The organism is Pseudomonas sp. Q11 (assembly GCF_024494355.1).
In the GTDB taxonomy this organism is placed as follows: Bacteria; Pseudomonadota; Gammaproteobacteria; order Pseudomonadales; family Pseudomonadaceae; genus Aquipseudomonas; species Aquipseudomonas hefeiensis.
This window is the reverse complement of the sequence record NZ_JAKNQY010000030.1, coordinates 1-26,708: the sequence shown is the minus strand read 5'-3', so window position 1 is coordinate 26,708 and position 26,708 is coordinate 1. Positions and strand designations below refer to the sequence as shown.

At 60.1% G+C, this 26,708-nt stretch carries 27 protein-coding genes; 2 read left to right on the top strand and 25 right to left on the bottom strand.

The genetic code is table 11. From position 1 onward, the window contains the following. The 22 genes from araG to MA884_RS23990 all read right to left on the bottom strand — a co-directional run bounded on the left by araG (position 1) and on the right by MA884_RS23990 (position 19,233). Positions 1 to 1,545, bottom strand: a complete 1,545-nt coding sequence (gene araG / locus MA884_RS24095; RefSeq protein WP_256232861.1) for an L-arabinose ABC transporter ATP-binding protein AraG — start codon at positions 1,543 to 1,545, stop codon at positions 1 to 3. 75 nt (positions 1,546 to 1,620) lie between these two features. Next, a complete protein-coding gene (locus MA884_RS24090) occupies positions 1,621 to 2,625 on the bottom strand; it encodes a substrate-binding domain-containing protein (protein WP_256232860.1) in 1,005 nt (334 codons plus the stop codon). A gap of 175 nt (positions 2,626 to 2,800) precedes the next feature. After that, the gene (locus MA884_RS24085; RefSeq protein ID WP_256232859.1) at positions 2,801 to 3,619 is read right to left on the bottom strand and encodes an SDR family oxidoreductase; all 819 of its coding nucleotides are present in this window, start codon (positions 3,617 to 3,619) and stop codon (positions 2,801 to 2,803) included. Between the two features lie 226 nt (positions 3,620 to 3,845). Next, positions 3,846 to 4,721: an SMP-30/gluconolactonase/LRE family protein gene (locus MA884_RS24080; protein WP_256232858.1), complete on the bottom strand. Its 876-nt coding sequence runs from the start codon at positions 4,719 to 4,721 to the stop codon at positions 3,846 to 3,848. Then, positions 4,718 to 5,464 (bottom strand): FadR/GntR family transcriptional regulator, encoded by a 747-nt coding sequence (locus MA884_RS24075; protein WP_256232857.1) that lies wholly within the window; start codon positions 5,462 to 5,464, stop codon positions 4,718 to 4,720. Before MA884_RS24075 ends, MA884_RS24080 begins: the two co-directional genes overlap by 4 nt. A 178-nt stretch (positions 5,465 to 5,642) precedes the next feature. Further along, a complete protein-coding gene (locus MA884_RS24070) occupies positions 5,643 to 6,203 on the bottom strand; it encodes a DUF1285 domain-containing protein (RefSeq protein ID WP_256232856.1) in 561 nt (186 codons plus the stop codon). A gap of 16 nt (positions 6,204 to 6,219) precedes the next feature. Continuing rightward, positions 6,220 to 6,825, bottom strand: coding sequence for a DUF4823 domain-containing protein (locus MA884_RS24065; protein ID WP_047228207.1), 606 nt, complete (start codon positions 6,823 to 6,825; stop codon positions 6,220 to 6,222). A gap of 189 nt (positions 6,826 to 7,014) precedes the next feature. Next, positions 7,015 to 7,983, bottom strand: coding sequence for a GTP 3',8-cyclase MoaA (locus MA884_RS24060; RefSeq protein WP_256232855.1), 969 nt, complete (start codon positions 7,981 to 7,983; stop codon positions 7,015 to 7,017). 138 nt (positions 7,984 to 8,121) lie between these two features. Further along, a complete protein-coding gene (locus MA884_RS24055) occupies positions 8,122 to 8,760 on the bottom strand; it encodes a TetR/AcrR family transcriptional regulator (RefSeq protein WP_256232854.1) in 639 nt (212 codons plus the stop codon). Positions 8,761 to 9,144: 384 nt separating this feature from the next. Continuing rightward, a complete protein-coding gene (locus MA884_RS24050) occupies positions 9,145 to 9,939 on the bottom strand; it encodes a TatD family hydrolase (RefSeq protein WP_256232853.1) in 795 nt (264 codons plus the stop codon). A gap of 10 nt (positions 9,940 to 9,949) precedes the next feature. Next, entirely contained in the window at positions 9,950 to 10,306 is a 357-nt protein-coding gene (locus MA884_RS24045) for a PilZ domain-containing protein (protein WP_047228204.1), read from the bottom strand. A gap of 42 nt (positions 10,307 to 10,348) precedes the next feature. Then, on the bottom strand, positions 10,349 to 11,335 hold the full coding sequence (locus MA884_RS24040) for a DNA polymerase III subunit delta' (protein WP_256232852.1): 987 nt from the start codon (positions 11,333 to 11,335) through the stop codon (positions 10,349 to 10,351). Beyond that, positions 11,328 to 11,960: a dTMP kinase gene (gene tmk / locus MA884_RS24035; protein ID WP_256232851.1), complete on the bottom strand. Its 633-nt coding sequence runs from the start codon at positions 11,958 to 11,960 to the stop codon at positions 11,328 to 11,330. The genes MA884_RS24040 and tmk overlap by 8 nt, the downstream gene beginning before the upstream one ends. 19 nt (positions 11,961 to 11,979) lie before the next feature. Continuing rightward, the gene (mltG, locus tag MA884_RS24030; protein WP_256232850.1) at positions 11,980 to 13,074 is read right to left on the bottom strand and encodes an endolytic transglycosylase MltG; all 1,095 of its coding nucleotides are present in this window, start codon (positions 13,072 to 13,074) and stop codon (positions 11,980 to 11,982) included. 3 nt (positions 13,075 to 13,077) lie between these two features. Next, positions 13,078 to 13,893 (bottom strand): aminodeoxychorismate lyase, encoded by an 816-nt coding sequence (pabC, locus tag MA884_RS24025; RefSeq protein ID WP_256232849.1) that lies wholly within the window; start codon positions 13,891 to 13,893, stop codon positions 13,078 to 13,080. Continuing rightward, positions 13,893 to 15,137, bottom strand: coding sequence for a beta-ketoacyl-ACP synthase II (gene fabF / locus MA884_RS24020; protein WP_256232848.1), 1,245 nt, complete (start codon positions 15,135 to 15,137; stop codon positions 13,893 to 13,895). The genes pabC and fabF overlap by 1 nt, the downstream gene beginning before the upstream one ends. Before the next feature lie 109 nt (positions 15,138 to 15,246). Next, the gene (gene acpP, locus MA884_RS24015; RefSeq protein ID WP_256232847.1) at positions 15,247 to 15,483 is read right to left on the bottom strand and encodes an acyl carrier protein; all 237 of its coding nucleotides are present in this window, start codon (positions 15,481 to 15,483) and stop codon (positions 15,247 to 15,249) included. 191 nt (positions 15,484 to 15,674) lie between these two features. Continuing rightward, positions 15,675 to 16,418, bottom strand: a complete 744-nt coding sequence (fabG, locus tag MA884_RS24010; RefSeq protein ID WP_025214858.1) for a 3-oxoacyl-ACP reductase FabG — start codon at positions 16,416 to 16,418, stop codon at positions 15,675 to 15,677. Positions 16,419 to 16,433: 15 nt separating this feature from the next. Further along, the gene (gene fabD, locus MA884_RS24005) at positions 16,434 to 17,372 is read right to left on the bottom strand and encodes an ACP S-malonyltransferase (RefSeq protein ID WP_256232846.1); all 939 of its coding nucleotides are present in this window, start codon (positions 17,370 to 17,372) and stop codon (positions 16,434 to 16,436) included. 123 nt (positions 17,373 to 17,495) lie between these two features. Next, positions 17,496 to 18,506 (bottom strand): phosphate acyltransferase PlsX, encoded by a 1,011-nt coding sequence (plsX, locus tag MA884_RS24000; protein ID WP_256232845.1) that lies wholly within the window; start codon positions 18,504 to 18,506, stop codon positions 17,496 to 17,498. A 3-nt stretch (positions 18,507 to 18,509) separates the two neighbouring features. Continuing rightward, positions 18,510 to 18,692 carry a 50S ribosomal protein L32 gene (rpmF, locus tag MA884_RS23995; protein ID WP_003179396.1) on the bottom strand — a complete coding sequence of 61 codons (183 nt, stop codon included), beginning with the start codon at positions 18,690 to 18,692 and terminating at the stop codon, positions 18,510 to 18,512. Positions 18,693 to 18,705: 13 nt separating this feature from the next. Then, the gene (locus MA884_RS23990) at positions 18,706 to 19,233 is read right to left on the bottom strand and encodes a YceD family protein (RefSeq protein WP_003204262.1); all 528 of its coding nucleotides are present in this window, start codon (positions 19,231 to 19,233) and stop codon (positions 18,706 to 18,708) included. 105 nt (positions 19,234 to 19,338) lie between these two features. On the opposite strand from MA884_RS23990, the gene MA884_RS23985 reads away from it, so the two are divergent. Next, positions 19,339 to 19,917, top strand: coding sequence for a nucleoside triphosphate pyrophosphatase (locus tag MA884_RS23985; RefSeq protein ID WP_256232844.1), 579 nt, complete (start codon positions 19,339 to 19,341; stop codon positions 19,915 to 19,917). An 88-nt stretch (positions 19,918 to 20,005) separates the two neighbouring features. Here MA884_RS23985 and MA884_RS23980 read toward each other — a convergent pair whose 3' ends face one another. Genes MA884_RS23980 through rluC form a run of 3 tightly spaced genes read right to left on the bottom strand, consistent with a single transcriptional unit; the run spans position 20,006 to position 22,625 of the window. Continuing rightward, positions 20,006 to 20,995, bottom strand: a complete 990-nt coding sequence (locus MA884_RS23980; RefSeq protein ID WP_256232843.1) for a S49 family peptidase — start codon at positions 20,993 to 20,995, stop codon at positions 20,006 to 20,008. Positions 20,996 to 21,016: 21 nt separating this feature from the next. Continuing rightward, positions 21,017 to 21,679 carry an HAD-IA family hydrolase gene (locus MA884_RS23975; RefSeq protein ID WP_256232842.1) on the bottom strand — a complete coding sequence of 221 codons (663 nt, stop codon included), beginning with the start codon at positions 21,677 to 21,679 and terminating at the stop codon, positions 21,017 to 21,019. Continuing rightward, positions 21,669 to 22,625, bottom strand: coding sequence for a 23S rRNA pseudouridine(955/2504/2580) synthase RluC (gene rluC / locus MA884_RS23970; RefSeq protein WP_256232841.1), 957 nt, complete (start codon positions 22,623 to 22,625; stop codon positions 21,669 to 21,671). The genes MA884_RS23975 and rluC overlap by 11 nt, the downstream gene beginning before the upstream one ends. A gap of 699 nt (positions 22,626 to 23,324) precedes the next feature. On the opposite strand from rluC, the gene rne reads away from it, so the two are divergent. After that, positions 23,325 to 26,519: a ribonuclease E gene (rne, locus tag MA884_RS23965; RefSeq protein ID WP_256232840.1), complete on the top strand. Its 3,195-nt coding sequence runs from the start codon at positions 23,325 to 23,327 to the stop codon at positions 26,517 to 26,519. The last annotated feature ends 189 nt before the right edge of the window (positions 26,520 to 26,708 follow it).

Genomic DNA, 26,708 nt, shown 5'->3' with positions numbered 1-26,708 from the left:
TCAGTTCGTCGCGTCGGCAACGCGTTGGCGTGGCAGCGCCAGTTGCAGCAGGTTGGATTCGTTGGCCTGGTCACGCGGCAGCTCGCCACGCATAACCCCTTCGCAGAGCACCAGGATTCGGTCGGATATGCCCATCACTTCCATCAGATCGCTGGACACCACAATCACCGCAATGCCGTCGGCCGCCAGGTTATGGATGATCTGATAAATCTCGGCCTTGGCGCCGATGTCGATACCGCGCGTGGGCTCGTCCAGCAGCAGGACTTTCATCGGCATCGACAGCCAGCGGCCGAGAATCGCCTTCTGTTGGTTGCCGCCAGACAGGTACATGATTTTCTGACCCGCCGACGGTGTCTTCACTTTCAGCGCCTTGATCTGCTTGTCGGCGTTACCCCGCTCCCAGTCGCCCCGCAACAGGCAACCCAGGGTGGAATGTGCGCCGCGAGCGCTGATGTTGATGTTCTCGCCGACGCTGGCCAGGGGCATGATGCCTTCCTTCTTGCGATCCTCCGGGCAGAGCAATACGCCAGCGGCGATGGCATCCCGGGGCGAACGCAGTTTCAACTCGTGGTCATGCAGAACCAGGCGCCCGCCAGTCTGGCGTTCCAGCCCACTGAGCAGGCGCAGCAACTCGGTACGACCGGCGCCAACCAGCCCGAACAGGCCGAGGATTTCGCCTTTATGCACCTGGAAACTCACCGGCTCACGCAGGCCCGGGCCGAGTAGCCCCTCGACCTGCAACGCCACGTCGCCGCACTCGCGGGCGCGATAATCGTAGATGTCCTGGATGTCGCGACCGACCATGCAGGTGACCAACTGATCGTGGGTCAACTCGCTCATGTTCTCGAAGGTACGCACGTAACGGCCGTCCTTGAACACCGTGACCGCGTTACAGATGCGGAACACCTCTTCCATGCGGTGACTGACATACAGCACCACTTTGCCCTCGTCCCGCAGGCGGGTGATGATTGCCATCAGGCGGTCGATCTCCCGTGCCGAGAGGCTGCTGGTGGGTTCATCGAAGGCAATGACATGAGCGCCACGGGACAAGGCCTTGGCGATTTCCACCAGTTGGCGCTGGCCGAGGGACAGGCGACCGACTTTTTCCTGGGGGTCGATTTCGTCGGCCAGGCCTTTGAGCAGCACCAGCGCCTGCTGGCGCAGTTGCCCACGATTGACCAGGCCGAAACGGGCCGGCAAGTGTCCCAGGAACAGATTTTCGGCAACGGTCATTTCCGGCACCAGATGCAGCTCCTGGTGGATCACCGCCACACCGCTGGCAATGCTGTCGGCGGTGCCTTTGAAGGCCATCGTCTGCTCGCCAATCTGCAGGTCGCCGCTGCTGGGGATATAGGCACCGCCGAGGATCTTCAGCAACGTGGACTTGCCCGCACCATTCTCGCCCATCAAGGCATGGACCTGCCCCGGATGGGCAACGAAACTGATGTTGTCCAGCGCCTGCACACCGGGGAAGGACTTGCCAATCCCGTTGAACCGCAGGCTGGCGCCAATGTTGTGTTGCTGTGTCGCTGTTTGCGCTTGCATAACCACCTCGAACTCACAGAGATCAAGCGACCCCGGCACTCATCAGGCCAGGGCCGCTTTTGAATCAACCGACCGTCAGTTCCACAGGCCGATCTTCTCCAGCTCTTGCTTGAAGTTCTCCCGGGTGATCAGCGTCACCTCGTCCATGGCGGTGTATTTCGGTGGCTCCTTGCCGGTGGTGATCCACTCGTACATCATCTCGGCGGTCTTGTAGCCTTCGATGTGCGGGCTTGGCAGCATCGAACCGAAGAAACCACTGTCGGCTTTCTTCAACTCGCCAATGGCGTCGGTGCCGTTGATGCCGATCCCGATCACATTGGCCGCCTTGAACCCGGCGCTTTCGGTGGCGCGCACACCGCCCAGCACCGTGTTGTCGTTCATGCCGCCGATGATCAGGTTTTTGGCCTCGCCAGGCAGTTTCACCAGGGCTGAGTTGGTGGCGTCCATGCTGCCGGGTACGTCGAGGGTCTTGAGCGCCGAATAGAGGATATGGTCCTCCGGCATGCCGGCCTTCTTCAGGGCATCGACCGAACCGTCGGTGCGTTTCTTGCCGGTATCCAGTTCGTTGTAGGTGTTGATCACGGCATAGGTGTCTTTCCAGTCCCAACCGCGGTTTTTGGCTTCAGCGGCCATCGCCGCGCCCTGCTTCTGGCCTACTTCGAACGCGGCCATGCCCAGGTACGGCACGTCTTCCATGAACTTGCCGTTGGCGTCGACAAAACGGTCGTCCACGGCAATGACTTTCAAACCGTTGAGTTTGGCCTTGGCCACGATGGCCGGGCCGAGGGCCACGTCCGGTGGGCAGATAACAAACCCCTTGGCGCCGTTAGCGGCGAGGCTGTCGATGGCCGAGAGGGTCTTCTCGCCGTCGGGCACGGCGATCTTGATCACCGTGAAGCCCCTGTCCTTACCGGCCTTTTCGGCGAACGCCCATTCGGTCTGGAACCAGGGCTCCTCGGCCTGCTTGACCAGAAAACCGATCTTCACTTCTTCGGCCGCCAGCAAGCTGCTGCTGAGGCTGAGCGCAGTAACCGCCAGGGCGGCACGGCACAGGGAACGGATCCCACGACGATGATTCATAGCTGTCTCCTTGTTTTTTTTATTGAAAGCCAAAACGTCCAGGGCCCTGCTCCAACATCAGTGGAAATACGCAGGCTGGGCGGTCAAACATGTAGCTACACAGCATAGGTCTAAATAGTCATATCGTATGATGATTGGATTACAGGCGAAGTTTCCGACTGAAATCCCGGAATATTCAGTCGTGGTACATGACCGAACGTCCACCATCAATGGTGATGCATGAGGCGTTAATAAAAGGTGCTTCATCACTGGCCAGGAACACGGCCGTCATTGCCACTTCGATCGGCTGGCCGATGCGACGTGGCGGATGCAGATCCAGCGCACGCTGGCGTTCGGCATGTGGATCGGCGAAGCCGTTCCAATAGTCGATATTCAATTGAGTTTCGATGTAACCCGGCGCAATGGCATTCACGCGCACACCTTTGGGCGCGTATTCGATACCCAATGCACGGGTCAGGCCGAGCAGACCGTGCTTGGCCACCGGGTAAGGGAAACATCCGGGAATAATGTGGGATGAATGAGTCGAAGCGATATTGATGATGCTGCCCCCGCCCTGTTCGAGCATCTGCGGCAACACCGCCTTGCAGCCGAACCAGGCACCGTCCAGGTCAATGGCGAAGCAGCGGCGCCAATCCTCCTCGGTCATTTCCAGCGGGTCACGAAATACGTTTACGCCCGCGCAGTTCACCAGAATGTCAATGCGACCGTGCAGCTCGACGGCACGACGGGCCATGGCATGCAGGTCCCGCTGGTTGGACACATCGGCTTTGAGTGCCTGCACATCCGCCCCGCGTTCACGCCAGAGGGCAGCGACTTTCTCAACCTTCTCGGCCTGGATGTCACTGATGACCAAACGTGCCTGCTGCGAGGCGAACACCGCAACGATCGCCTCGCCAATGCCTTGGGCGGCACCGGTCAACAGCACCACTTTGTTTTTCAGGCGTTCGCCTTTCGGGGGTTCGGGCATCGGTGACAAGGACAGGGTTTGGGCCATGACTCAAGACTCCTGTCCGTCGGCACGACGAAAACCGGACATCCAGAGATGACCGGCCGAAAGGCTTTTGGAATCGCGTACGCCGCCAGGCGGTACGGAGGAAGATCGTTGCATCACTTCACCTGTCTTGTTTTTTTAGTGTGAGTGCGTATCGCTGATGGAACCGACTATAAACCCGACCGGCAAATAATCTCAATATATATATTTACATCCCATATTTTGGGATTTAACCCGCAAACCGTGTACAGCTCACCCCTGGCACATCGACTCGCATCGACAGCACCGCTCCGTCAAGTGGATGGTTAAGCGGGCTCGCCGCACTGGTGATGTACAGCGTCTTGAGGTCTTCACCACCGAACACACAGCTGGTAGGGCGACTGACCGGCAACTCGATCACCCGATCAACATGACCGTCCGGGTCCAGTCGCAGCAGGCAACTGCCGTCCCAGCGAGCATTCCAGACATAGCCCCTGGCATCCATTGCCGAGCCGTCGGGACCGCCACGCGGGTGAGGACCAAACCAGACCTCGGCGGGGGCCAGGCTGCCGTCGGGATAGATGAAGTGTCGGTAAAGCGTGCCGTCGAGACTTTCGCCGAAATACACCGTAGTGCCATCAGGACTCCACAACAGCGTGTTGGGAATGCCCCGCTTGCGCAACAGCGGCAGGACCCGGCCATCGGTATCAATGCGAAACAGCCCCCCGGAACGCCGCTCAATGGGCAGGTCTTCTCCCTCTTCACCAATGTTGTTCTGCATGGTGCCGAGCCAGAGCTGGCCCAAGGCATCGCAACGGGCTTCGTTGGCTCGATTGCCAGGCGTGGGATCGGCCATGCACAGCAGTGTCAGGCGCGGCTCCAGACCCGGCGACTCCAGATCCAACCGGTAGACGCCACTGCTGAGGGTCACCAGCGCATCGCCACTCTGGGTCGGGATGAAGGCGGACACATGCTCGGGCATCTGCCAGATCTGCACATTGGCGCCGATCAGCCGCAGCGCCTGCTTACCGGCAATGTCGACCCAATACAGCGCTTGAGTCGGTTCATCCCAGAAGGGGCCCTCCCCTAATGTCGCCCGGTGCTCTGTCACAGCCGTCCACATCATTGAAAACTCCTGTTTCCTGTTTGCCCGGCGGTCTCTGTCCGCCCGGCCATGACGTTAGGGTAAAAACGCTTGATGGCCAGGTCAGCGTTATCGATCAAGGTCATGCAGGCCCAGACGCCCCGCGCCGCATCACGGGCAGCGATGGCTTCGGCAATATCCTTGTGGATCGGCAAAGTGCGGCGCAGCTCATCCGGGTCGGCGGCAGACACCTCGAACGACACCGCCAGCAGCGCGCCCAAGGCCGGGACCATTTGTTCGATGAATTGATTATGACTGGCGGCGAGGATGCACTCATGGAAGAACTGGTCGGCACGGTTGTAATCGGCACCGCTGTCCACCGCACGCTCCAGGGCATGGTAGGCCAGGCGAATCGCCTGCACCTGATCAGCCGTCGCGCGCTCACAGGCCCAGCGCACCGCCATCGGTTCGATGGTACGTCGCAGGTCCAGCAGGTCATCGACAAAATTTTCCGGCAGGCCGCTACGCGACAGCCAACCGACCACCTGCGGGTCGAACAGATTCCAGCGGCGCACCGGCAACACCCGCGTACCGACTTTGGGTCCGACTTCCAGCATGCCTTTGGCCACCAGGGTCTTGATCGCTTCGCGGATCACCGTGCGGCTGACGCCCAGTTGCTGGCCGAGATCGGCCTCAACCTTGATAGTCTGCCCAGGCTTGACCTGACCGGCGGCTATCCAGCCCCCCAGCCAATCGACGGTCGATGCGTGAAAACTGCTGGACATGAATACCCCGTGGGCCACTTCTTATAGAGGCCCAAACTAATCATCATATGATTGGGTGTCAATTTGAATTTTACGGCTTCACCCGAGTGGGAGCGAGCCTGCTCGCGATAGCGGTGGATCAGTTAAGACAAGGTTGACCATGCTGCCGTCATCGCGAGCAGGCTCGCTCCCACAGGGATCAGGGTTCCAGGCCTATCGGGAAAAATACCCCGGCACTCCACACGCCCAACCAACGCTGCCCATCAATCTCGCGGCTGACCGCCAGCTCCACCAACTGGTAGAACACATTGCGATGGATCAGCGCTTCGAGGTTACTACGTACGTGCACGTAGGGCGCGGGCTCCTGGGTCTGCGGATCGATCACCACCCGCATCGGATGTTCGCCGCCGGCCTCAGTGGTTTCCTCGACATTGGTGGTGAAGCGCAGTCGCTGCTGCTCACCCTGCCCTTCAACCTCCAGGGTCACCGCCACAAACGGTGCATCGTCGACCTTGATGCCAACTTTTTCCACAGGAGTGATCAGGAAGTAATCATCGCCGTCGCGGCGGATGATGGTGGAGAACAGCTTGACCATAGGCTTTCGCCCGATAGGCGTGCCCAGGTAATACCAGGTGCCATCACGGGCGATGCGCATGTCGATATCGCCGCAGAAGTCAGGGTTCCACAAGTGGACTGGCGGCAAACCTTTGGTCTTGGGGATCTGCCCCAGTAGGTCATTGGCTTTTTGCGGTCCGCTCATGGTGACTCCTTGAGTTTTACTGGTCGCTCACTCCCAACAGGCTGCGGGCATACTCGCGCAACGGGGGGGCGATCAGGTCTTCTGGCTGTTTGTCGTGCAACGTCAGTAAACCGCCACGACTCTTGATGCGTGCAGTATCAATCAAATACTGGGTGCTGGTCTCGATCAACATGATTTGAATGACGCTGGTGTCGACCCCCAAGCGGTCCACGGCCTCTTCATCCAGCCACTCATCGGTATTGCCGATGCGGTTGTCGGCCTTGGCGAACCGCGTATACAGCAGGTAGTGAGCACCGGCGGCTCGGGCTTCACCCATGGCCTGGTCCAGTCCCTCAGGAACGCGGGCGCGACGTACCATGGGGAAATACTCGATGAAACCGTTGAAGGCCTCTTCGGCGACGACATTGGGCCGCGGGTAGGCACTGCCGGGAGGCGCGAAGGCGCCCTGGGCGATGTAGATGAACGAATCCGGCTGGATACGCAGATTATTCACACGACGGCTGTCGCTGTGGTCCAGCAAACCGGCGTCGCTCATGTGATAGCGGACGCCCTCCCCCATGTCGCTGACATTCATGCAGCCACCAAGCGCCAAAACGGCCAGCAGCAAAACCAGGCTACGCATCCTATCCTCCAAAAACCGGTGACGGAAAACCGGCGAATGGCCATGGGATGCAGCTTTTGCGCCAGCTCATCGAAATGGGGGGTGTCAGACACATCCAAGTGAATGGGAAATTACTATCGCGGGCAAGCCTTGCTCCCACAGGCACGGTGTTCACCTTGTGGGAGCAAGGCTTGCCCGCGATAGTATTCGTCAACCACCGATGATTTTCATGATGGTTGCACCGCCGGAAAAGGCCACTTCCTGCTTGTCTCCCAACGCCTTGACCAACAGCCGCTGAAGGGCCGGCAATGCCTGATGACGGGGTTTATCCAGAAGATCGCCGACAAAGTGCCGGTTGCTCGACGACAGGCAGCCATGCAACCAGCCTGTGGAGGACAGCCGCAACCGCGAGCAAGTGCGGCAGAACGGCACGCTTTCGTTGGCGATCACGCCGAAGTGCCCCACCCCCGGGATTTCGTAGCGCACTGCGGTAGCATCGACCGGCGCGTCGGCTTGCAGGTACTCGTACTGGTCGCCAATCAGGCTCAGCAACTGTTGAAGGCTGACGAATTGCTGCAGGAACGCGTTGGAGTCGCTGGCCAGGTGCCCCATGCGCATCAGCTCGATGAAGCGCAGCTCATAGCCGCGCTCCAGGCAGTACTCGAGCAATGGCATCACCTGATCCAGGTTCTGCCCGCGCAGCGGCACCATGTTGACCTTGATCTTCAGCCCCGCCGCCCGAGCCTGGTCCATGCCATCGAGCACCGTCGCCAAATCACCGCCACGGGCGATGCTGCGAAACGCGTCGGGGTCCAAGGTATCGAGGGAAACGTTGATCCGGCGGATGCCGGCGTCTACCAGCAACGGCAGCTTTTTCGCCAGCAACTGACCGTTGGTGGTCAGGCTGATGTCTTCCAGGCCCATCTGCCCCACCGCCGTCATGAAGCTTTCAAGCTTGGGGCTGACCAGCGGCTCGCCGCCGGTAATACGCAGCCGCTCGATACCGGCAGCTTCGATCAGGTAAGCCACACCGCGCGCCATGGCCTCGGCCGACAGTTCATCCTGCGCAGCCACCAGCCGCTTGCCGTTGGGCACGCAGTAGGTACAGGCGTAATTGCAGGCTGAGGTCAGGCTGATTCGCAAATTGCGAAAACGCCTGCCTTGACGGTCAACGATCATGGATCACTCCGGCGAAAGAAGAATCGGACTTACGAAACTTGACCCAGAATTCAAGTTTTCGCAAGTGCCAAGCCTGAGTATATTCCTGGGACACTGCGCCATGTAAGCGGACATGGCGCAATTAGGCAGCCGAATGACTTAGCTGCTCGGAACGTCGGTGTCGCGCTTGCGCTTGTTGCCCATGCGCACGCCGATGTCCATCAGGAACTGGAAGAAACCTTCCTGGTCTTCCAGCACGTTGCTCCAGAACGGCGAGTGATACAGCGCCACTGCGCCGTGCACCAGTGCCCAGGCGGCACAGTAGTGGAAATAGGGCGGCACGTCTTCGAGCTTGCCTTCGCTGATCCGGCCCTTGATCAACAGGGTCAGGCGTTCGAAGTTCGAGGCGCGGATCTTGTGCAGCTCCTCGACCATCTCCGGCACCTGGTTGCCCTTGACCACCTTTTCTTCCAGGCGGTCGAACAAGCGATACCGTTGCGGATCGCGCATGCGGAATTCGAAGTAGGCCCGGGATAGGGCCTCCTTGTCCTTGTCCACATTGGCCGAATGCAGCAGCTCGTTCAAATCGCGCTCGTAATCAAGCATCAGGCGCAGGTAGATCTCCGCCTTGGATTTGAAATGTTTATAAATCGTGCCTTTGCCGATACCCACGGCATCCGCAATCATCTCGACGGTGACGCTGTCTTCACCCTGGTCGAGGAACAACTTGAGCGCGGTGTCGAGAATTTCCTGCTCGCGGCGACGAAACTCACGGACCTTACGGGGTTCTTTGTGCATAAGAAAAAGGTCTGAAGGGTCAAAATTCGAAGCCGAGTATTATGCCTAACTTACGCAAAAATGCACGGATCATCCGTTCTCGACCACAGTTCTTCATAAAATCGTGCAGATCCGACCTGCTGTTTTCATATCCCTGCGCCCCACCGGCAAGCTTTGGCCGGCAGTGAGAACTTATCCGAAGCGAGCGTATTCCAAATTTGTTTAAAAACTGTCCCGGCCAGACTGGACGCGTCGGCATACTGATCAATACTTGAACTGTCGGCGCGACATCTCCCCCAAGTGACGCGCCGGTAAAGGTACCAACGGACCGTGTGCCTTTGTTTTACTCCTAATGGTCTTAACCCGGATTCACCCCCCAGAACCCGGGTTTTTTTTGCCTGGAATTCAGGCTTGCACCGAGCGGACATGGGCCAAAGGAAACAGCCGTTTGAAGTTTTCCGTAGTCTGCTCTGCAAACCGCTCGTAGGACTCGCCGCGCAACATCGCCAGAAATTCAGCCACTTCCCGCACGTATTGCGGAAGGTTCGGCTTGCCGCGATACGGAATCGGCGCAAGGTACGGCGAATCGGTTTCCACCAACAGGCGATCAACCGGCACTTTGCTGGCCACGTCCCGCAGTGCGTCGGCATTGCGGAACGTGACAATCCCGGACAAGGAAATGTAATACCCCATGTCCAGCGCGGCCTTGGCCATGTCCCAGTCTTCGGTGAAACAATGCAGCACACCCGCCTGGGGCAGCGCGGCGTCACGCAACAAGGCCAGGGTGTCGGCCCGGGCGCCGCGGGTGTGGATGATCACCGGTTTGCCGGTCTGTTGCGCAGCCTCCAGATGCAGCCGGAACGAAGCCTGCTGAACCTCGGCGGCCTGCGGTTCGTAGTGATAATCCAGCCCGGTTTCGCCAATGGCGACCACCCGCGGATGATCAAGCTCACGCAACAACCAGCCCAGGGCCGGCGTCGCATCGGGTTGAACATCCAGAGGGTGAATGCCGACCGAACAGTCGACATCTTCATAGCGCTCGGCCAAGGCTTTGACGTCGGCAGCGTTGTCAGCGCTCACGCCGATGCACAGAAAGTGCCCAACCCCGCGCTGACGTGCGGCGTCAAGCGCGGAATCCAGGGAGCCGTCGTGGGCCGTGAGGTCGAGCCGGTCAAGGTGACAATGGGAATCTACAAGCATAGAGGGCTGGCTACATCGTATGGGTGGGACGGTCGGACTTCAGGGTTCCGGCCAGGTGGGTTTCAATCTGATTGCGGGCTGAGTGGTCGCCGTCGTTGAACTGCACACCGACACCGGCAGCCCGGTTGCCTTGGGCGCCTTTGGGCGTCATCCAGATCACCTTGCCGGCGACCGGGATCTTCTCTGCTTCGTCCATCAGGCTCAACAGCATGAACACCTCATCGCCCAAGCGATAATTCTTGTTGGTAGGAATGAACAGACCACCGTTCTTGATGAAGGGCATGTAGGCGGCGTAGAGCACCGACTTGTCCTTGATGGTCAGGGACAGAATACCGTTACGTGGACCGGGACTGACAGGTTCGTTCATGCTGATCTCCGCTGCGATTGAGCTGAGTTTAGGCAGTGTCTGTCAGTTTCGACCAGGCAAACTCGCCCATTGCACCAACAGCGCCTCAAGCAACAGCACCCGATTGAGGTTCGCCTTGCTCAGCACCTTCTGCCGTTGGGCAAGAATCCAGTCCTGAATGTTCAAGATTTTATCCTGGCTGCTTTTTTGCGCCAGGTACTGGATCACCTTGCGCATGTCCGTCAGTCCCAGGCCGGTCTCATCCTCGGTGAGCTGGTAGCGCAGGATCAGGCTCGACCAATCACAGAACCAGTCGAACAGCAGAAGCAGCGGAATGGCGTTCCAGCCTTCAGCCAGTTGCGTGGGGGACTGCTGCTGTTTGAGCAGCTTTTTCACGCCATCCACCACCAGCGCCCGTTGTTCACGCACGCCCTGGGCCTGGAGGCTGACAGCCGCCAAAGGCGAGCCGGCGGCAAGGGTCAGCAGCTCGACACGTTCTTCGTCGCTGCTGTCAGGCAAGGCCTCGGCCAACCACTTCAAGCTCATCGTTTCACTGGGCAACGGACAGGCCTGCTGCACGCAACGGCTTTTGATGGTTGCCAGCAAGCGGCTCGGCTGGTGACTGACCAGCAACAGCACGGTATCGCCAGAAGGCTCTTCAAGACTCTTGAGCAAGGCGTTGGCCGCATTGATGTTCATCGACTCCACCGGCTCGATCAGCACCACTTTGCGCCCGCCCATCTGCGAGGTCTGGACCACGAAGCTGACCAGATCCCGGACCTGGTCGACCTTGATCGCCTTGTCCGCCTCCTCCGGTTCCAACACGTAGTTGTCAGGATGACTGCCGGCCTTGAGCAACAGGCAGGACTTGCACTCACCGCATGCGTTCGAGACACCCGGGCGCTGGCAAAGCAGGCTGGCCATCAAACGCTCGGCCAACGCCCGTTTGCCGATACCGACCGGGCCGTGCAGCAGATAGGCATGGGCATGCTGTGCCCTTCCGGCCAGTTGCTGCCAGAGCCCGTCCTGCCAGGGATAGGCTTCAGCCACGGGCACGCTCCAGCAAACGCGGTAACAAACCGTCCAGGGCCTGTTGGACCCGTGCCAATGGTTGAGCGGCATCAATCAGCAGGTAACGCGCCGGATCAGCCTTGGCGCGGCTCAAAAAGGCATTGCGCACCGCATTGAAGAACGCCTGGCCTTCCAGCTCGAAACGATCCAGCCGGCCCCGGGCGCTGGCGCGAGCCAGGCCGATTTCCACCGGCAGATCGAACACCAGGGTCAGGTCCGGCCGCAGGTCGCCCTGGACGAAGGTTTCCAGCGCCGCGATGCGCTCCAGGGACAAGCCCCGTCCACCGCCCTGATAGGCATAGGTCGAATCGGTAAAACGGTCGCAGAGCACCACCGCACCACGGGCCAGCGCCGGGCGAATCACTTCGGCCAGGTGTTGGGCCCGGGCGGCGAACACCAGCAGCAGCTCGGTGTCAGGATTCATGACTTCTTCGACCGGCGCCAGCAGCACTTCGCGAATCCTTTCAGCCAGCGGGGTACCGCCGGGCTCGCGAGTCAACACCACTTCGATGCCAGCGGCTCGCAGGCATTCGGCCAGGTATTCGCGGTTGGTGCTCTTGCCGGCGCCTTCAGGGCCTTCCAGCGTTATAAACAAGCCAGTCACGGGCGATCCTTAAACAAAGTCATTGCGAGCGCGGCGGCTCGCTGGCGTTCGGTTCGTCGACAGGCTCCTCGTCCGGTGCAATCGGGGCCGGACTGGAGCGATAATCGGCTCGGCGCTTGAGCTGATATTCGCGCACCGCGTTATTGTGCGCATCCAGATCATTGGAGAACACGTGGCTGCCATCACCACGGGCGACGAAGTAAAGACTGTTACCGGCCACAGGGTTCAACGCGGCGTGAATCGCTTCGCGCCCCACCATCGCAATCGGCGTCGGTGGCAGGCCAGGAATCAGATAGGTGTTGTAGGGGTTTTCTTCCCTCAGATGAGCACGGGTGAGTTTGCCGTTGTAGCGCTCGCCCAGCCCGTAGATCACGGTAGGGTCGGTTTGCAGCAGCATGCCCAGGCGCATACGGCGCACGAACACACCGGCGATCTGCCCGCGCTCCTCAGGCACGCCGGTTTCCTTTTCCACCAGGGACGCCATGATCAGCGCCTGATAGGGTTGGGAGTAAGGTAAATCGGCGGCACGTTGCGCCCACTCCTTGGCAAGCACGTCTTCGAGCCGGCTGTAGGCAATTTTCAGCAGGTCAGCATCCGACGTGCCACGCACGAAGCGATAGGTGTCCGGGAAGAACCGTCCTTCGGGGAATATCCCGGCATGACCAAGGCGGTCCATCACTTCGCCGTCGCTCAGGCCGGCGAGGGTCTGCTGGAGCTTTTCATCCTTGGCCAGCGCTGCGCGAACCTGGCGGAAATTCCACCCCTCCACCAGCGTGACGCTGTATTGCACCACTTCCCCGCGCTTCCAGACATCGATCAGGCCTTCCATCGTCATGCCCGGCATCATCCGGTATTCACCGGAGTGCAACGGTTGACCGGCCAGGTTGAAACGCCAATAGACCCGCAACCAGAAAGCGTCCCTGATCAGGCCATCGGCTTCGAGGCGCTTGAGAGTTCCAGTCGGGGTGGTCCCGTTGGGGACATCCAGCAGTTCTTCCTGGGTGATGTTCAGCGGCTGTTGCAACGCCGAATGAATTTTCCAGGCGCAAGTGCCCAACAGCAGCACCGCCAGAACCAGTCCGGTTTCCAGCAGAAGCAAGAATTTACGTCTCACGAATCAAACATCCAATAGCGTGCGGGCAAGGGTTTGCAGTTTACGGGTGAGCGGCCCGGCCGACCAGCGCGCCGAACCGCATGCGCTTACCGGCCATACGCCATAAACGCTGTTGCAGACGAAGACTTCGTCGGCCTGGTGCAGCTGTTCGAGGCGGATGTCGGTGACCTGCGTGGCGATGCCTTGAGACTCGGCTTGATACAATAATTCGGCCCGCATCACGCCGGCCACGCCACAACGGCTCAGGTCCGCTGTGATCAATACACCATCGCGCACCAGAAAGAGGTTGCTGAAGACGCCTTCGATCACCCGTCCGGACGTGTCCAGCATCAAGCCTTCGGCATGCTCGGCGTCGCTCCATTCGGCGCGAGCCAACACTTGCTCAAGACGATTGAGGTGCTTGAGACCAGCCAGCAAGGGTTGCTCGGACAAACGGGTGGTGCAAGGAAACAGACGCACGCCCTGCTCGGCATGCGCTACAGGATAGGAGGCAGGTGGACTGCCTAGCAGGATGCGCCGGGGCACCGCCGAGGGATCAGCGCCATAACCGCGAAGACTGTCACCGCGGGTCACGATCAGTTTAAGTACGCCGTCACCCAGGCGTTGCGCGTAGGCGCGCAACTCAACCGCAAGCGCAACCATGTCAACCTTGAACGCCAACCGCTGGCAACCAAGCGCCAGGCGCTGCAGATGACGTTCCGACAACACGGGTTCGCCATTGCGCACGGCGATGGTTTCGAACAACCCATCGCCGTAAGCCAGGCCGCGGTCCTTGAGCGACAGAACGTCGGCAGGCTGACCGTCGACCCAGCTTTCCATCAACCGGCGAACCGGCGGAACACCAGCGAGCCGTTGGTACCGCCAAAACCGAAGGAGTTGGACAGCACCACATCGATGTCCATGCCACGGGCCGTGTGCGGTACGAAGTCCAGGTCGCAACCTTCGTCCGGCTCATCGAGGTTGATGGTCGGTGGAGCCACCTGGCTGTTGATCGCCAGTACGCTGAAGATCGCTTCCACCGCGCCTGCGGCGCCCAACAGGTGGCCGGTCATGGACTTGGTCGAGCTGACCGCCAGTTTGTAGGCGTGCTCGCCGAACACGGTCTTGATTGCCTGGGCTTCGGCAAGATCGCCCGCCGGGGTCGAAGTGCCATGGGCGTTGATGTACTGCACCTGCTCGGCGTTGACCTTCGCGTCACGCAGGGCGTTGGTGATGCAGCGGGCAGCACCGGCGCCATCGGCTGGCGGCGACGTCATGTGATACGCATCGCCGCTGGTGCCAAAGCCGATCAGCTCGGCATAAATGGTCGCGCCGCGCGCCTTGGCGTGCTCCAGCTCTTCGAGTACCAGCGCACCGGAACCGTCGGACAATACGAAGCCGTCTCGGCCCTTGTCCCACGGCCGACTGGCGCGGCTCGGTTCGTCGTTGCGGGTCGACAGCGCACGGGATGCGCCGAAGCCACCCATGCCCAGCCCACAGGCCGCCATCTCGGCGCCGCCGGCAATCATCACATCGGCTTCGTCGTACATGATATTGCGCGCGGCCATGCCAATGCAGTGGGTGCCCGTGGTACACGCTGTAGCAATAGCGTAGTTAGGCCCCTGCACACCCAGGTGGATGGACAGGAAACCGGAAATCATATTGATGATCGAGCCCGGTACAAAGAACGGAGAAATCCGTCGCGGCCCCGACTCGTGTAGCGTACGGCTGGTCTCTTCGATATTGGTCAAGCCACCAATACCCGACCCCATGGCCACGCCGATCCGTTCACGGTTGGCGTCGGTGACTTCCAGCCCGGCGTTACGTACGGCCTGGAATCCGGCTGCCAGGCCGTATTGAATGAACAGGTCGAGCTTGCGGGCCTCTTTGACCGACAGGTACTCCTCGACATTGAAATCCTTTACCGAGCCGCCAAAACGGGTGGAATAGGCAGAAAGGTCGGTGTGTTCGATCAGACCAATGCCACTACGGCCAGCCAGAATGCCCTGCCAACTGCTCGGCACATCCGTGCCCAGTGGCGACAACATACCCATACCGGTGACTACGACGCGTCTACGCGACACAGCACTCTCCTTTATTCTAATGACGACTTTGCATCAGGCCTAAAGAAAAAACCGCACGCCGTGATGGCAGTGCGGTTTTTCCATGACAGCTAGCGACGACTAAAAATGATTACGCCTGATGGCCATTGATGTAGTCGATAGCCAGCTGAACAGTAGTGATTTTTTCAGCTTCTTCGTCAGGGATTTCGGTCTCGAATTCCTCTTCCAGAGCCATCACCAGCTCAACGGTGTCAAGGGAGTCGGCACCCAGGTCTTCAACGAAGGAAGCTTCGTTCTTCACTTCTTCTTCTTTGACGCCCAGTTGCTCGGCAACGATTTTCTTGACGCGCTCTTCGATGGTGCTCATACCTTGTTTTCACTCCTAATGGACAAATTCAGGCAGCTGGCCGGTGGGTAAGTGTATAGAAAGACTTTTCGGTTTTTCAACCGAAAGCTTCACTCCTCAAACCCTATGGCCCGCCGCCTATAAATAGATTGCAGCTTTATAACGGATTTTAGACAGCTCGTATGACATTTATTTGAAGCAATCCGTCACATTTAACTCATATACATCCCGCCGTTTACCGGGATTGTAGCCCCAGTCACGTATGCCGCACCGTCCGACGCAAGAAAAGCGACCACAGACGCGATTTCTTGAGCTTGCCCCAGACGACCCAGCGGAATTTGCGTCAACAAGGCTTCACGCTGTGCTTCCGGCAGTTCACGGGTCATGTCGGTATCGATGAAACCCGGAGCGACCGAGTTTACCGTAATCGAGCGCGAACCCACTTCACGAGCCAGCGCACGGCTGAAACCTTCCAGACCGGCCTTGGCCGCAGCATAGTTTACTTGGCCTGCGTTGCCCATGGCACCCACAACCGAGCCGATACTGATAATTCGGCCCCAACGCGCCTTGGTCATGCCACGCAGAACGCCCTTGGACAGCCGGTACAGACTGTTCAGGTTGGTATCGATCACGTCGAACCATTCGTCATCTTTCATGCGCATCATCAGGTTATCGCGGGTGATGCCAGCATTATTGACCAGGATCGCCGGCGCACCAAACTGTTCCTGGATACTTGCCAGCACCGCCGCAACGGACTCATCACTCGTGACGTTCAGTTCAAGACCGGTACCTTGAATGTCGTTTTCCTTCAGGGTCGCGGCGATGCGCTCGGCGCCCGAAGCGGAAGTCGCGGTGCCAACAACGATGGCGCCTTGACGACCCAGTTCCAGGGCGATGGCCTGGCCGATGCCACGGCTTGCACCGGTCACCAGTGCAACTTTACCTTGCAGACTCATGCAAGCTTCTCCTGTTCAGGCCTGCGCTGCACGGGCGGCAGCGAAAGCGTCTGGGGTATTGAGATTGGAAGTCGACACGCCTTCGGCGCAGCGTTTGTTCAGACCGGCCAGCACTTTGCCAGGACCGCACTCGACCAGCTCGGTCGCGCCCCTGGCAGCCAGGGTCTGCACCGATTCGACCCAGCGAACCGGCTTGTAGAGTTGCTCCAGCAGATCGCGCTTGAGGGTCTCAAGATCCGCAGCCACATCGCCGCTGACATTCTGTACTACTGGAATCTGTGGCGCTTGCCAATCAATGGCGGCGATGGATTCGGCAAAACGCTCGGCGGCCGGACGCATCAGCTCGCAGTGCGATGGCACACTGACCGGCAGTGGCATGGCGCGCTTGGCGCCACGACTCTTGCACCCTTCAATGGCGCGCTCGACAGCGGCCTTGGCACCGGCTATCACCACCTGGCCCGGCGAATTGAAATTCACCGCGCTGACCACCTCGCCTTGCGCAGCTTCGGCGCAGGCCGCCAGTACATCGGCATCCTCCAGGCCCAGGATCGCGGCCATGCCGCCCTGCCCGGCCGGAACGGCCTCCTGCATCAGTTGGCCACGACGCTCCACCAGCTTCACCGCGTCGCCCAGGCTAAGGCTGCCGGCGGCCACGAGGGCGCTGTATTCGCCCAGACTATGACCGGCGACGAACGCCGGGCGCGCGCCCCCTTCGGCCAGCCACAGGCGCCAGAGCGCGATCGAGGCGGTCAGGATGGCCGGCTGGGTTTTATCGGTTTGATTGAGTTGCTCTTCCGGCCCTTGCTGGGTCAGTGCCCACAGGTCGTAACCGAGTGCATCGGAAGCTTCTTTGAATGTTTCGAGGATCAGCGGGTATTGCGCGCCCAACTCGGCCAGCATGCCGAGGGACTGCGAGCCCTGCCCTGGAAAGACGAATGCGAGAGAAGCAGACATGAAAACAAAGCCCCTAATGATCTTGTCGTCAGAATTTGACGCCCCTGGGGGCGCTAGAAAACTGACAGTTGGATGGCGGGTTGAACCGACCGGTCACATTTAAGCATTGTCGGACGAAAACGCCTAAGTTAACAAATCTTCGAGGCGCCCATGAAGACGCTCTGGCAGGTTTTCCTGGATCTCGATCACTGCCCGGTTGATCGCGCTTTGAAAACCCTGCACGCCCGCCGAACCATGACTCTTGATCACAATGCCCTGCAGCCCGAGAAAACTTGCACCGTTATGCCGCGCCGGCGCCAGGTCCGCCTGCAGCCGACGCATCAACGGCAACGCCAGGGCACCGACCATCCGTGAGGCCAGGTTCTGCCTGAACAGTTTCTCGATGCGCGCGCCGATCATGGTCGCCAGGCCCTCGCTGGACTTGAGCAAAATATTGCCGACAAAACCGTCGCACACCACCACGTCCGCCTCGCCCCGGTACAACCCGTCGCCCTCGACGAAACCGATGTAATTGATGCCCCGCGCGCCCTGCAACAATGCGGCTGCCAGCTTGACTTGCTGATTGCCCTTGATGTCTTCGGTACCGATGTTCAGCAGCGCCACGCGAGGACGCACGATACCCAGGGTTTCAGCCGCGACCGAACCCATCACTGCAAATTGCAGTAGATGCTCGGCGCTGCAATCGACGTTGGCGCCCAGATCGAGCAACTGGCAAAAACCACGCTGAGTGGGGATAGCCGCGACCATTGCCGGCCGGTCGATACCCGGCAGGGTCTTGAGCACGTAACGCGACAATGCCATCAGCGCACCGGTATTGCCTGCACTGACACAGGCCTGGACCTTGCCATCGCGCAGCAGCTCAAGGGCCACCCGCATCGAGGCATCAGGCTTGCCACGCAGGACCTGGGCGGGCTTTTCGTCCATGGTGATGACTTCGGACGCAGGGACGATCGTCAGGCGCGCACGATCCACAGCCGATTGGCCGTTGAGCATTTCATCTAGAAGGGAGGGTTGACCGACGAGGGTCAGGTGCAGCGAGGGCGTCGCATTCAGACAAGCAAGGCTGGCCTGAACAATGCTGCGGGGACCGAAGTCCCCGCCCATTGCGTCAATCGCGATGACTTGAGCGGACAAGGATTACTCGTCAGCGCCCTTGTCGATCACTTTACGACCACGGTATACGCCTTCTGGCGATACGTGGTGACGCAGGTGAACTTCACCGGTGGTTTTTTCTACAGACAGGGTGCTAGCCTCGAGAGCGTCGTGCGAACGACGCATGTCACGGGCAGAGCGGGATTTTTTGTTCTGCTGAACAGCCATAATTGATTAACTCCTAAACGTTTGGGTCACGCTTTAACTGCGCCAATACACTGAACGGGTTGGACCGCGTTACCTCGTCCTCGCTCGGTTCGGGCTCATCTGCTCCCGCCGGCTGCTGGCATTCTTCCGGATGATGAGCAGGCACAATGGGCAAGGCGAGCAGAAGCTCCTCCTCGATCAGTGACTGCAGATCCAATGGATCTTCGCCCAGTTCCAGCACGTCATAACCTTTCGGTAACGACTGGGTATTCGCACCCTCCTTCACCACGGCGTAACTGCATTCGCTGTGGATCGGCAGGGTGACCAGCTCAAGACAACGCTGGCAAACCATTTTGACTTCAGTGTCGATAAAGCTGTGAATTACCACAGATTTACGTTCATCTCGTTCAAAAACGAATTTGGCCTGGACCGTACCGACATCGTCGGAAAGCGGGTCGCAGAGTCTCTTCAAATCGGCCAGCAGCAGTTCACCTTGAAGGGTGGTGCCACGGTCAGCCAATTTGCGCGGGTCAACGTGAGGTGGAATCGGGTCATTCAACATAGGCGCAGCATTATAGGGATGCACCCGGCCATGTCAAAGGAAATTCAGCCCTGTCCGTCACTTGCGCGCCTCGCTAGAATTCGCCCCTGCTTTTTGGAGATGCCCATGCTGCCTTTATTACTCGCCTCAAGCTCAGCGTATCGCCGGCAATTGCTTGCCCGTCTGGGACTGCCGTTCGTCTGCAGCTCGCCGGACATCGACGAAAGCCATCGCCCTGGCGAGCCAGCACTGGACCTGGTAAAACGCCTGGCCCGGGAAAAAGCCTTGGCCCTGGCGGACAGCCACCCGACGCACCTGATCATCGGCTCGGACCAGGTGGCCGTGCTCGGTGAGCGCATTCTGGGCAAGCCCCATACCTTCGAGAACGCTCGCGAACAACTGCTGGCCGCCAGCGGCGCCAGGGTTACCTTTCTGACCGGTCTGGCGCTACTCAACAGCCAAACCGGCACCTGTCAGGTCGATTGCGTTCCGTTTACCGTCCACATGCGTACGCTGGACCCGGCACGCGTCGAACGCTACCTGCTGGCCGAGCAACCTTATGACTGCGCAGGCAGCTTCAAGGCCGAAGGGCTTGGCGTGAGCCTGTTCCAAAGCACAGAAGGCCCGGACGCCACCAGCCTGATCGGCCTGCCGCTGATTCGTCTTGTGGATATGTTGCTGGCAGAGGGTGTGCAGGTTCCCTGAGCCAACAGACAACTTGTAGCGAGGGCATTTATTTGTGGGAGCAAGCCCTGCCCCCACAAATAAAGCCCTCTAGCCGCAAACCAACGAACTAGCGCAACGTCGGCCCCTGGAACCCCATCCACATCGCCAGGTGCTCGGCAATGCTCGCCCCCAGCTTCTTCGAGAAGCGATCAAACGGCGACTCCTCGATGGTGAAGTCCACCAGCTCCTTTTCGCCGATCACATCCCGCGCCACCGAACTGGCGCTGCCCAGGCCATCGATCAAACCCAGCGGCAAGGCCTGCTCCCCAGACCAAACCAGACCAGAGAACAACTCGGGATGCTCTTTGTCTTTGAGGCGCTCACCACGCCCCTTCTTGACGCTGGCGATGAATTGCTTGTGAGTCGTATCGAGCACGCCCTGCCAAAACGCGGTTTCTTCAGGCTTTTGCGGCTGGAACGGATCAAGGAACGACTTGTGCTCGCCAGAGGTGTACACCCGGCGCTCCACGCCCAGTTTTTCCATCGTCCCGACAAAACCATAGCCGGCCGCCGTCACGCCAATGGAGCCCACCAGGCTCGCTTTGTCGGCATAGATCTGATCGGCCGCGCTGGCAATGTAGTAAGCACCGGAAGCACCCAGATCGGAAATGACTGCGTAGACCTTGGTGTTCGGGTGCAATGCGCGCAACCGAACGATCTCGTCATAGACATACCCCGACTGCACCGGGCTGCCTCCCGGGCTGTTGATGCGCAACACCACGCCCTTGACCTTGGGATCCTCGAAAGCAGCCCGCAAGCTACCGACGATATTGTCCGCACTGGCAGGCTCTTTATGGGCGATCATGCCTTCGATGTCGATCAACGCGGTGTATGCCGAACCTCGCCCGGCACTTTTTTCCAGATCCATCAGTGGCGTGAACAGCAATAACGCAACAAAGAGATAAACAAACGTCAGCAGCTTGAAGAAAATGCCCCAGCGGCGGGATCGACGCTGCTCCTGCACGCCGGCCAGCATGGTCTTTTCCAACAGCTTCCAGCTTTTATCGTCACCGCTCTCGGCGCTCGCCTTGGCCGGTGCTTTCCATTCGTCGGTCATGCCTGTATCCCCAGCAAAAACTTAATTGGCCCGCTGGCTCAGCCAGGCGTGCAATTCAGGAAAATGGTCGATCGCCAGCCGCGGCTCGAATGCTCGCAGCGCCTCGATCGTCTGCGCGCCGTAACTGACAGCAACCGATCCCATGCTGGCGTTGCGCGCCATCTGCAGGTCGAACGAAGAATCGCCCACCATCAACGCCTGTTCCGGCCGCATGTCGCAGTGGGCCAGGATCTGTTCGAGCATCAACGGATGCGGCTTGCTCGCGGTCTCGTCCGCGGCGCGGGTGATATCGAAATAATCCTCCCAGCCATGGGACTTCAATACCCGATCCAGCCCACGCCTGGCCTTGCCGGTGGCGACAGCCAGGCGATACCCCTCACCCCGCAGGGACTCAAGTGTGTCTACCACACCGTCAAACAACGGCGAAGGCTCGGCCTCCAAGGCAATGTAGTGGTCGGCGTAATACTGACGGAAAACCAGCAGCTCATCGTCGCCAATCTCCGGGTACAGGCTACGAATCGCTTCCGGCAAGCCGAGGCCGATGATGCCTTTCACGGCAAAATCATCACACCTGGCAAACCCCGCCCGGTCGGAGGCGACATGCATTGCCTCCACAATCCGACCGATGGAGTTCGCCAGAGTGCCATCCCAATCGAAGATCAGTAGCTTGTACTCAGGATGCACTCAACCGCTCCACGGTCTTGGCCCACATTTCATCCACCGGGGCCTGCAATTTCAGCTCGCCACCATCGGGCAACGGCACGGTCAGCATGTAGGCATGGAGAAACAGGCGCTTGCCACCCAACTCGCGGATTTCCCTGCTGAAATCGTCGTCACCGTACTTGCTGTCTCCGGCGATGCAATGCCCGGCATGCAGGGTATGGACGCGAATCTGGTGGGTGCGGCCAGTCACCGGCTTGGCCTCGACCATGGTGGCGAAATCGCCGAAGCGGCGCAGCACCTTGAACACCGTTAGCGCTTCCTTGCCTTCTTCGTTGACTTCCACCATGCGCTCGCCGGAACGCAGGTTGCTCTTGAGCAACGGCGCGCGGACTTGTTTGATGGATGTCTCCCAGCGCCCGCGCACCAGCGCCATGTAGCGCTTGTCGACGCCATCGCCGCGCAGTTGCTCATGCAAGTGCCGCAACATGCTGCGCTTCTTGGCGATCATCAGCAGGCCGGAGGTGTCGCGATCCAGGCGATGGACCAGTTCCAGCTCCTTGGTGTCGGGACGCAACTGACGAAAGGCCTCGATCACGCCGAAATTCAGGCCGCTGCCGCCGTGAACCGCAATGCCCGCAGGCTTGTTGAGCACGATCAGCGCTTTGTCTTCGAAGACGATCGAGGCTTCCAGGCGCTGCAACAGCCCTTGGGCCAGGGGCACAGGCTCATCGCGCTCGGGCACGCGAACCGGCGGCACGCGCACGATATCGCCCGCCTGAAGCTTGTATTCGGGCTTGATCCGACCTTTGTTCACCCGCACTTCACCCTTGCGCAAAATGCGATAGATCAAGGTCTTGGGCACGCCTTTGAGTCGGGCTAGAAGGAAGTTATCGATTCGTTGGCCGGCATATTCCGGCGAGACCTCGAGCAGTTGAACGCCAGGGGTCGAAGGGGCAGTAGTCGTCATGGCGGCGATGATAACAATTTTTTATGGAATTGAAGCACTTAATCATTGCTGCTATAGTCGCGAACGCCGCCAAAAGCGGCTGGACAGCGGACTAACGGTCAAAAACCGGCCCTGACCAACGCAATTCACGAGGACGAGAGGCCGTCCTACGGGGCTTTTGCTAGATAACGGCAGAGTTCGCAGGTGCAACGAGCGCAGGTGACATGAGGCCTGAAATACGCGGCAAAGCAGAGTTTTGACTCGCCTTGCACGCCACATTCACGGCCAGTTCACAAAGTGCAGTCACCCGCTAACGACCCCGAGCGAGAGCTTCGGAAACAACGCCTAAATTAGCCATGATGCGTGACCTCCCCTTTCGGAGCTCACGGTAAATGCCAACCCGCTGCGGATTCTGCGCGCGGCAGCACCCGATTATCAGGGATACGTGTAGGGTGGAGATGTACAACCGTCGGACTGTGTAGCACTAGGCTTATATTTAGACGCTTCATCTCGTCCACAGGCGCCGGTTGATTCCTCCTCCTGACTGAGTGCTTGAACAGCCAGCAAGCAGGACGCGTCCGTCGCGACTTCGCCATCATTGGGTCGAACTCGCTGGACACTGGAATGGCCCGGCCACTTCCATGACGCACCTGACACCGACCGTGAGAAGTCGTGTGTGCCGAACGCCGTTTCCGGCAGCCCGGAAACCGACGGTACTACATGAAAAGAATGCTGATTAACGCAACTCAACCCGAAGAGTTGCGTGTTGCACTGGTAGACGGCCAGCGCCTCTACGACCTGGATATCGAATCCGGTGCACGCGAGCAGAAGAAGGCCAACATCTATAAAGGCCGGATTACTCGCATCGAACCAAGCCTTGAGGCTGCCTTTGTCGATTTCGGCTCCGAGCGCCACGGCTTCCTGCCCCTCAAAGAAATCTCCCGCGAATACTTCAAGAAGGCCCCAGAAGGCCGCGTCAACATCAAGGACGTCCTGAGCGAAGGCCAGGAAGTCATCGTTCAGGTCGAAAAAGAAGAACGTGGCAACAAGGGCGCGGCCCTGACCACCTTCATCAGCCTGGCTGGCCGTTATCTGGTCCTGATGCCGAACAACCCTCGCGCCGGCGGCATCTCCCGCCGCATCGAAGGCGAAGAGCGCAATGAACTGCGCGAGGCCCTCAACGGCCTGGTTGCCCCGGCCGACATGGGCCTGATCGTTCGCACTGCCGGCCTGGGCCGCAGCAGCGAAGAAATGCAGTGGGACCTCGATTACCTGCTGCAACTGTGGACCGCCATCAAGGAAGCCTCGCTGGATCGCTCCGCGCCGTTCCTGATCTACCAGGAAAGCAACGTGATCATCCGCGCGATCCGCGATTACCTGCGCCAGGACATCGGTGAAGTGCTGATCGACAGCGTTGAAGCCCAGGACGAAGCCCTGACCTTCATTCGCCAGGTGATGCCGCAGTACGCCAGCAAGATCAAGCTCTATGAAGACAGCGTTCCGCTGTTCAACCGTTTCCAGATCGAAAGCCAGATCGAGACTGCGTTCCAGCGCGTCGTCGAACTGCCATCTGGCGGCTCCATCGTCATCGATCCGACCGAAGCCCTGGTGTCCATCGACATCAACTCGGCGCGCGCCACCAAAGGCAGCGACATCGAAGAAACCGCCCTGCAGACCAACCTTGAAGCCGCCGAAGAAATCGCCCGTCAGTTGCGCCTGCGCGACATCGGCGGCCTGATCGTCATCGACTTCATCGACATGACCCCGGCCAAGAACCAACGCGCCGTGGAAGAAAAGGTCCGTGAGTGCCTGGAAGCCGACCGTGCTCGCGTACAGGTCGGTCGCATCTCGCGCTTTGGCCTGCTGGAAATGTCCCGTCAGCGCCTGCGTCCTTCCCTGGGCGAGAGCAGCGGCATCGTCTGCCCGCGTTGCAACGGCACCGGTATCATCCGTGACGTCGAGTCGCTGTCCCTGGCGATCCTGCGCCTGATCGAAGAAGAAGCGCTGAAAGACCGCACCGCCGAAGTGCGTGCCCAGGTGCCGATCCCGGTGGCTGCGTTCCTGCTTAACGAAAAACGCAACTCGATCACCAAGATCGAACTGCGCACCCGTGCCCGCATCGTCATCCTGCCGAACGATCACCTTGAGACGCCACACTTCGAAGTGCAGCGTCTGCGTGATGACAGCCCGGAAGCCCACACCAATCAGACCAGCTACGAAATCGCTGCTGCCGCTGCCGAAGTGGAAGAAGTCCAGCCGGCTGCCGCCACTCGCACCCTGGTTCGCCAGGAAGCCGCGGTCAAGACTGCTCCAGCCCGCGCCAACGCACCGGTTCCGACCGAAGCAGCCGCGCCGGCACCGGCACCTGTCACCGCGCCGGAACCAAGCCTGTTCAAAGGCCTGGTGAAGTCCCTGGTCAGCCTGTTCGCCACCAAGGAAGAGCCGGCCGCGCCGACCGTTGTCAGCAAGCCAGCTGCTACCGAGCGCCCTGCCCGCAACGAAGAGCGCCGCAACGGTCGTCAACAGACCCGCAACCGCAACGGCCGTCGTGACGAAGAGCGCAAGCCACGCGAAGAACGCGCACCGCGTGAAGAGCGCGCGCCACGTGAGCCACGTGAAGAACGCCAGCCGCGCGAAGCCCGTGAGGAAGCGCCAGCCGTAGCCCGCGAAGAGCGCGCAGCGCGTCCACCGCGTGAAGAACGCCAGCCTCGCGCACCTCGTGAAGATCGCAAGCCACGTGGCGAGCGTGAAGAACGTGTTCGTGAACTGCGCGAACCGCTGGATGCCGCCCCCGCCGTTGCCGCCGCCACCGCTGAAGAGCGTCCGGCCCGTCAACCTCGCGAAGAGCGCGCACCGCGTCCACCACGTGAAGAGCGTCAGCCACGCGCCGAGCAGGCCGCCGCTGCCAGCGAAGACGAAGTACTGAACAGCGAAGAGCAACTGCAGGAAGACGGTCAGGACAATGCCGAAGGCGATCGTCCACGCCGCCGCTCCCGTGGCCAGCGTCGTCGCAGCAACCGTCGTGAGCGTCAACGCGACGCCAACGGCAATGTGATCGAAGGGTCGGAAGCATCCGAATCCACCGAGAACGCCGAAGCGCCAAGCGCTGCCGACCTGGCCGCCGGCCTGGCCGTCACCGCTGCGGTTGCCAGCAGCTCGATCAGCGCTCCCGCCGAAGCCGAGGCTCACGAACAGGCCGAACGTGCCACCACTGCGGTGGAAAACACGCCGGTTGAAGCACCTGTGGTCGAAGCCACTACCCCGGTTGAAATGACTGCTTCGCCAGAAGTGGAAGTTGCACCGGTTCGTGAAGCCGAACCTCAAGCCGAGGCCGAGCCTGCTCCGGTCGTCGAGCAACCCGTTGTTGTCGCTGACCCTGTGGTCGAGACGGCGGCCGAGGAACAAGCACCGGAGCCGGTGCGCGAAGAGCAGACCGCGTTCAACTGGCACGCCGAGCCAACCGCACCGACACCCGTCGTTGAGGCAGAGCCGACACCAGAACCGGTGAAAGCAGCCGAACCAGAAGTGATCGAGTCGGCTCCAGTGGTCGAGGCGCCTGTGGCCGCCGAAGCACCTGCACCGGTGGATGAGCCTGCACCTGCCAGCGCCCTGACCGCGAACGGCCGCGCGCCGAACGACCCACGTGAAGTGCGTCGCCGCAAGCGTGAAGCCGAGCGCCTGCAGAAGGAAGCCGAACAGGCCGCCGCTGCCGCTGCTCAAGCGCCTGCCGCCGAACCGGCACCCGTGGAGGAAGCAGTCGAGGCAGCCCCTGCCCCGGCCGCTGAAACCACAGATGAACCAGCTACCGTTGAATCGGCTCCGGCGATCGATGAACCTCAGCACTCCGCTGAAGAAGTCGCACCTCGCCACACTGAAGCCCTGGAAAAAGAGCACGAGCCTAAACCTCACGCCTGATTCCACCGCCCAGTAAAAAGCCCCGCCTGGTCATGCTTGGCGGGGCTTTTTTATACCCTCAAGTTACACACCCCCTGTGGGAGCTGCGGCCGGGCACAAGACTTATATCCACTGAAGATCCACTGTGGGAGCCGAGCTTGCTCGCGATGGCGCCGGGTCAGCTTGCATCAATGCTGAATGTCAGACCGC

What these genes read in the sequence shown, in the direction of transcription:
- rluC (WP_256232841.1), bottom strand. Translation starts at nt 22,625, where the DNA reads ATGACGACTACTGCCCCTTCGACCCCTGGCGTTCAACTGCTCGAGGTC.
- MA884_RS24085 (WP_256232859.1), bottom strand. Translation starts at nt 3,619, where the DNA reads ATGGCCCAAACCCTGTCCTTGTCACCGATGCCCGAACCCCCGAAAGGC.
- MA884_RS24055 (WP_256232854.1), bottom strand. Translation starts at nt 8,760, where the DNA reads ATGCACAAAGAACCCCGTAAGGTCCGTGAGTTTCGTCGCCGCGAGCAG.
- MA884_RS24050 (WP_256232853.1), bottom strand. Translation starts at nt 9,939, where the DNA reads ATGCTTGTAGATTCCCATTGTCACCTTGACCGGCTCGACCTCACGGCC.
- rne (WP_256232840.1), top strand. Translation starts at nt 23,325, where the DNA reads ATGAAAAGAATGCTGATTAACGCAACTCAACCCGAAGAGTTGCGTGTT.
- rpmF (WP_003179396.1), bottom strand. Translation starts at nt 18,692, where the DNA reads ATGGCTGTTCAGCAGAACAAAAAATCCCGCTCTGCCCGTGACATGCGT.
- fabG (WP_025214858.1), bottom strand. Translation starts at nt 16,418, where the DNA reads ATGAGTCTGCAAGGTAAAGTTGCACTGGTGACCGGTGCAAGCCGTGGC.
- pabC (WP_256232849.1), bottom strand. Translation starts at nt 13,893, where the DNA reads ATGGAAAGCTGGGTCGACGGTCAGCCTGCCGACGTTCTGTCGCTCAAG.
- MA884_RS23985 (WP_256232844.1), top strand. Translation starts at nt 19,339, where the DNA reads ATGCTGCCTTTATTACTCGCCTCAAGCTCAGCGTATCGCCGGCAATTG.
- MA884_RS24065 (WP_047228207.1), bottom strand. Translation starts at nt 6,825, where the DNA reads ATGCGTAGCCTGGTTTTGCTGCTGGCCGTTTTGGCGCTTGGTGGCTGC.
- acpP (WP_256232847.1), bottom strand. Translation starts at nt 15,483, where the DNA reads ATGAGCACCATCGAAGAGCGCGTCAAGAAAATCGTTGCCGAGCAACTG.
- MA884_RS24080 (WP_256232858.1), bottom strand. Translation starts at nt 4,721, where the DNA reads ATGATGTGGACGGCTGTGACAGAGCACCGGGCGACATTAGGGGAGGGC.
- araG (WP_256232861.1), bottom strand. Translation starts at nt 1,545, where the DNA reads ATGCAAGCGCAAACAGCGACACAGCAACACAACATTGGCGCCAGCCTG.
- MA884_RS24045 (WP_047228204.1), bottom strand. Translation starts at nt 10,306, where the DNA reads ATGAACGAACCTGTCAGTCCCGGTCCACGTAACGGTATTCTGTCCCTG.
- MA884_RS24090 (WP_256232860.1), bottom strand. Translation starts at nt 2,625, where the DNA reads ATGAATCATCGTCGTGGGATCCGTTCCCTGTGCCGTGCCGCCCTGGCG.
- MA884_RS24060 (WP_256232855.1), bottom strand. Translation starts at nt 7,983, where the DNA reads ATGATCGTTGACCGTCAAGGCAGGCGTTTTCGCAATTTGCGAATCAGC.
- MA884_RS24075 (WP_256232857.1), bottom strand. Translation starts at nt 5,464, where the DNA reads ATGTCCAGCAGTTTTCACGCATCGACCGTCGATTGGCTGGGGGGCTGG.
- MA884_RS24070 (WP_256232856.1), bottom strand. Translation starts at nt 6,203, where the DNA reads ATGAGCGGACCGCAAAAAGCCAATGACCTACTGGGGCAGATCCCCAAG.
- MA884_RS23990 (WP_003204262.1), bottom strand. Translation starts at nt 19,233, where the DNA reads ATGTTGAATGACCCGATTCCACCTCACGTTGACCCGCGCAAATTGGCT.
- MA884_RS23980 (WP_256232843.1), bottom strand. Translation starts at nt 20,995, where the DNA reads ATGACCGACGAATGGAAAGCACCGGCCAAGGCGAGCGCCGAGAGCGGT.
- fabD (WP_256232846.1), bottom strand. Translation starts at nt 17,372, where the DNA reads ATGTCTGCTTCTCTCGCATTCGTCTTTCCAGGGCAGGGCTCGCAGTCC.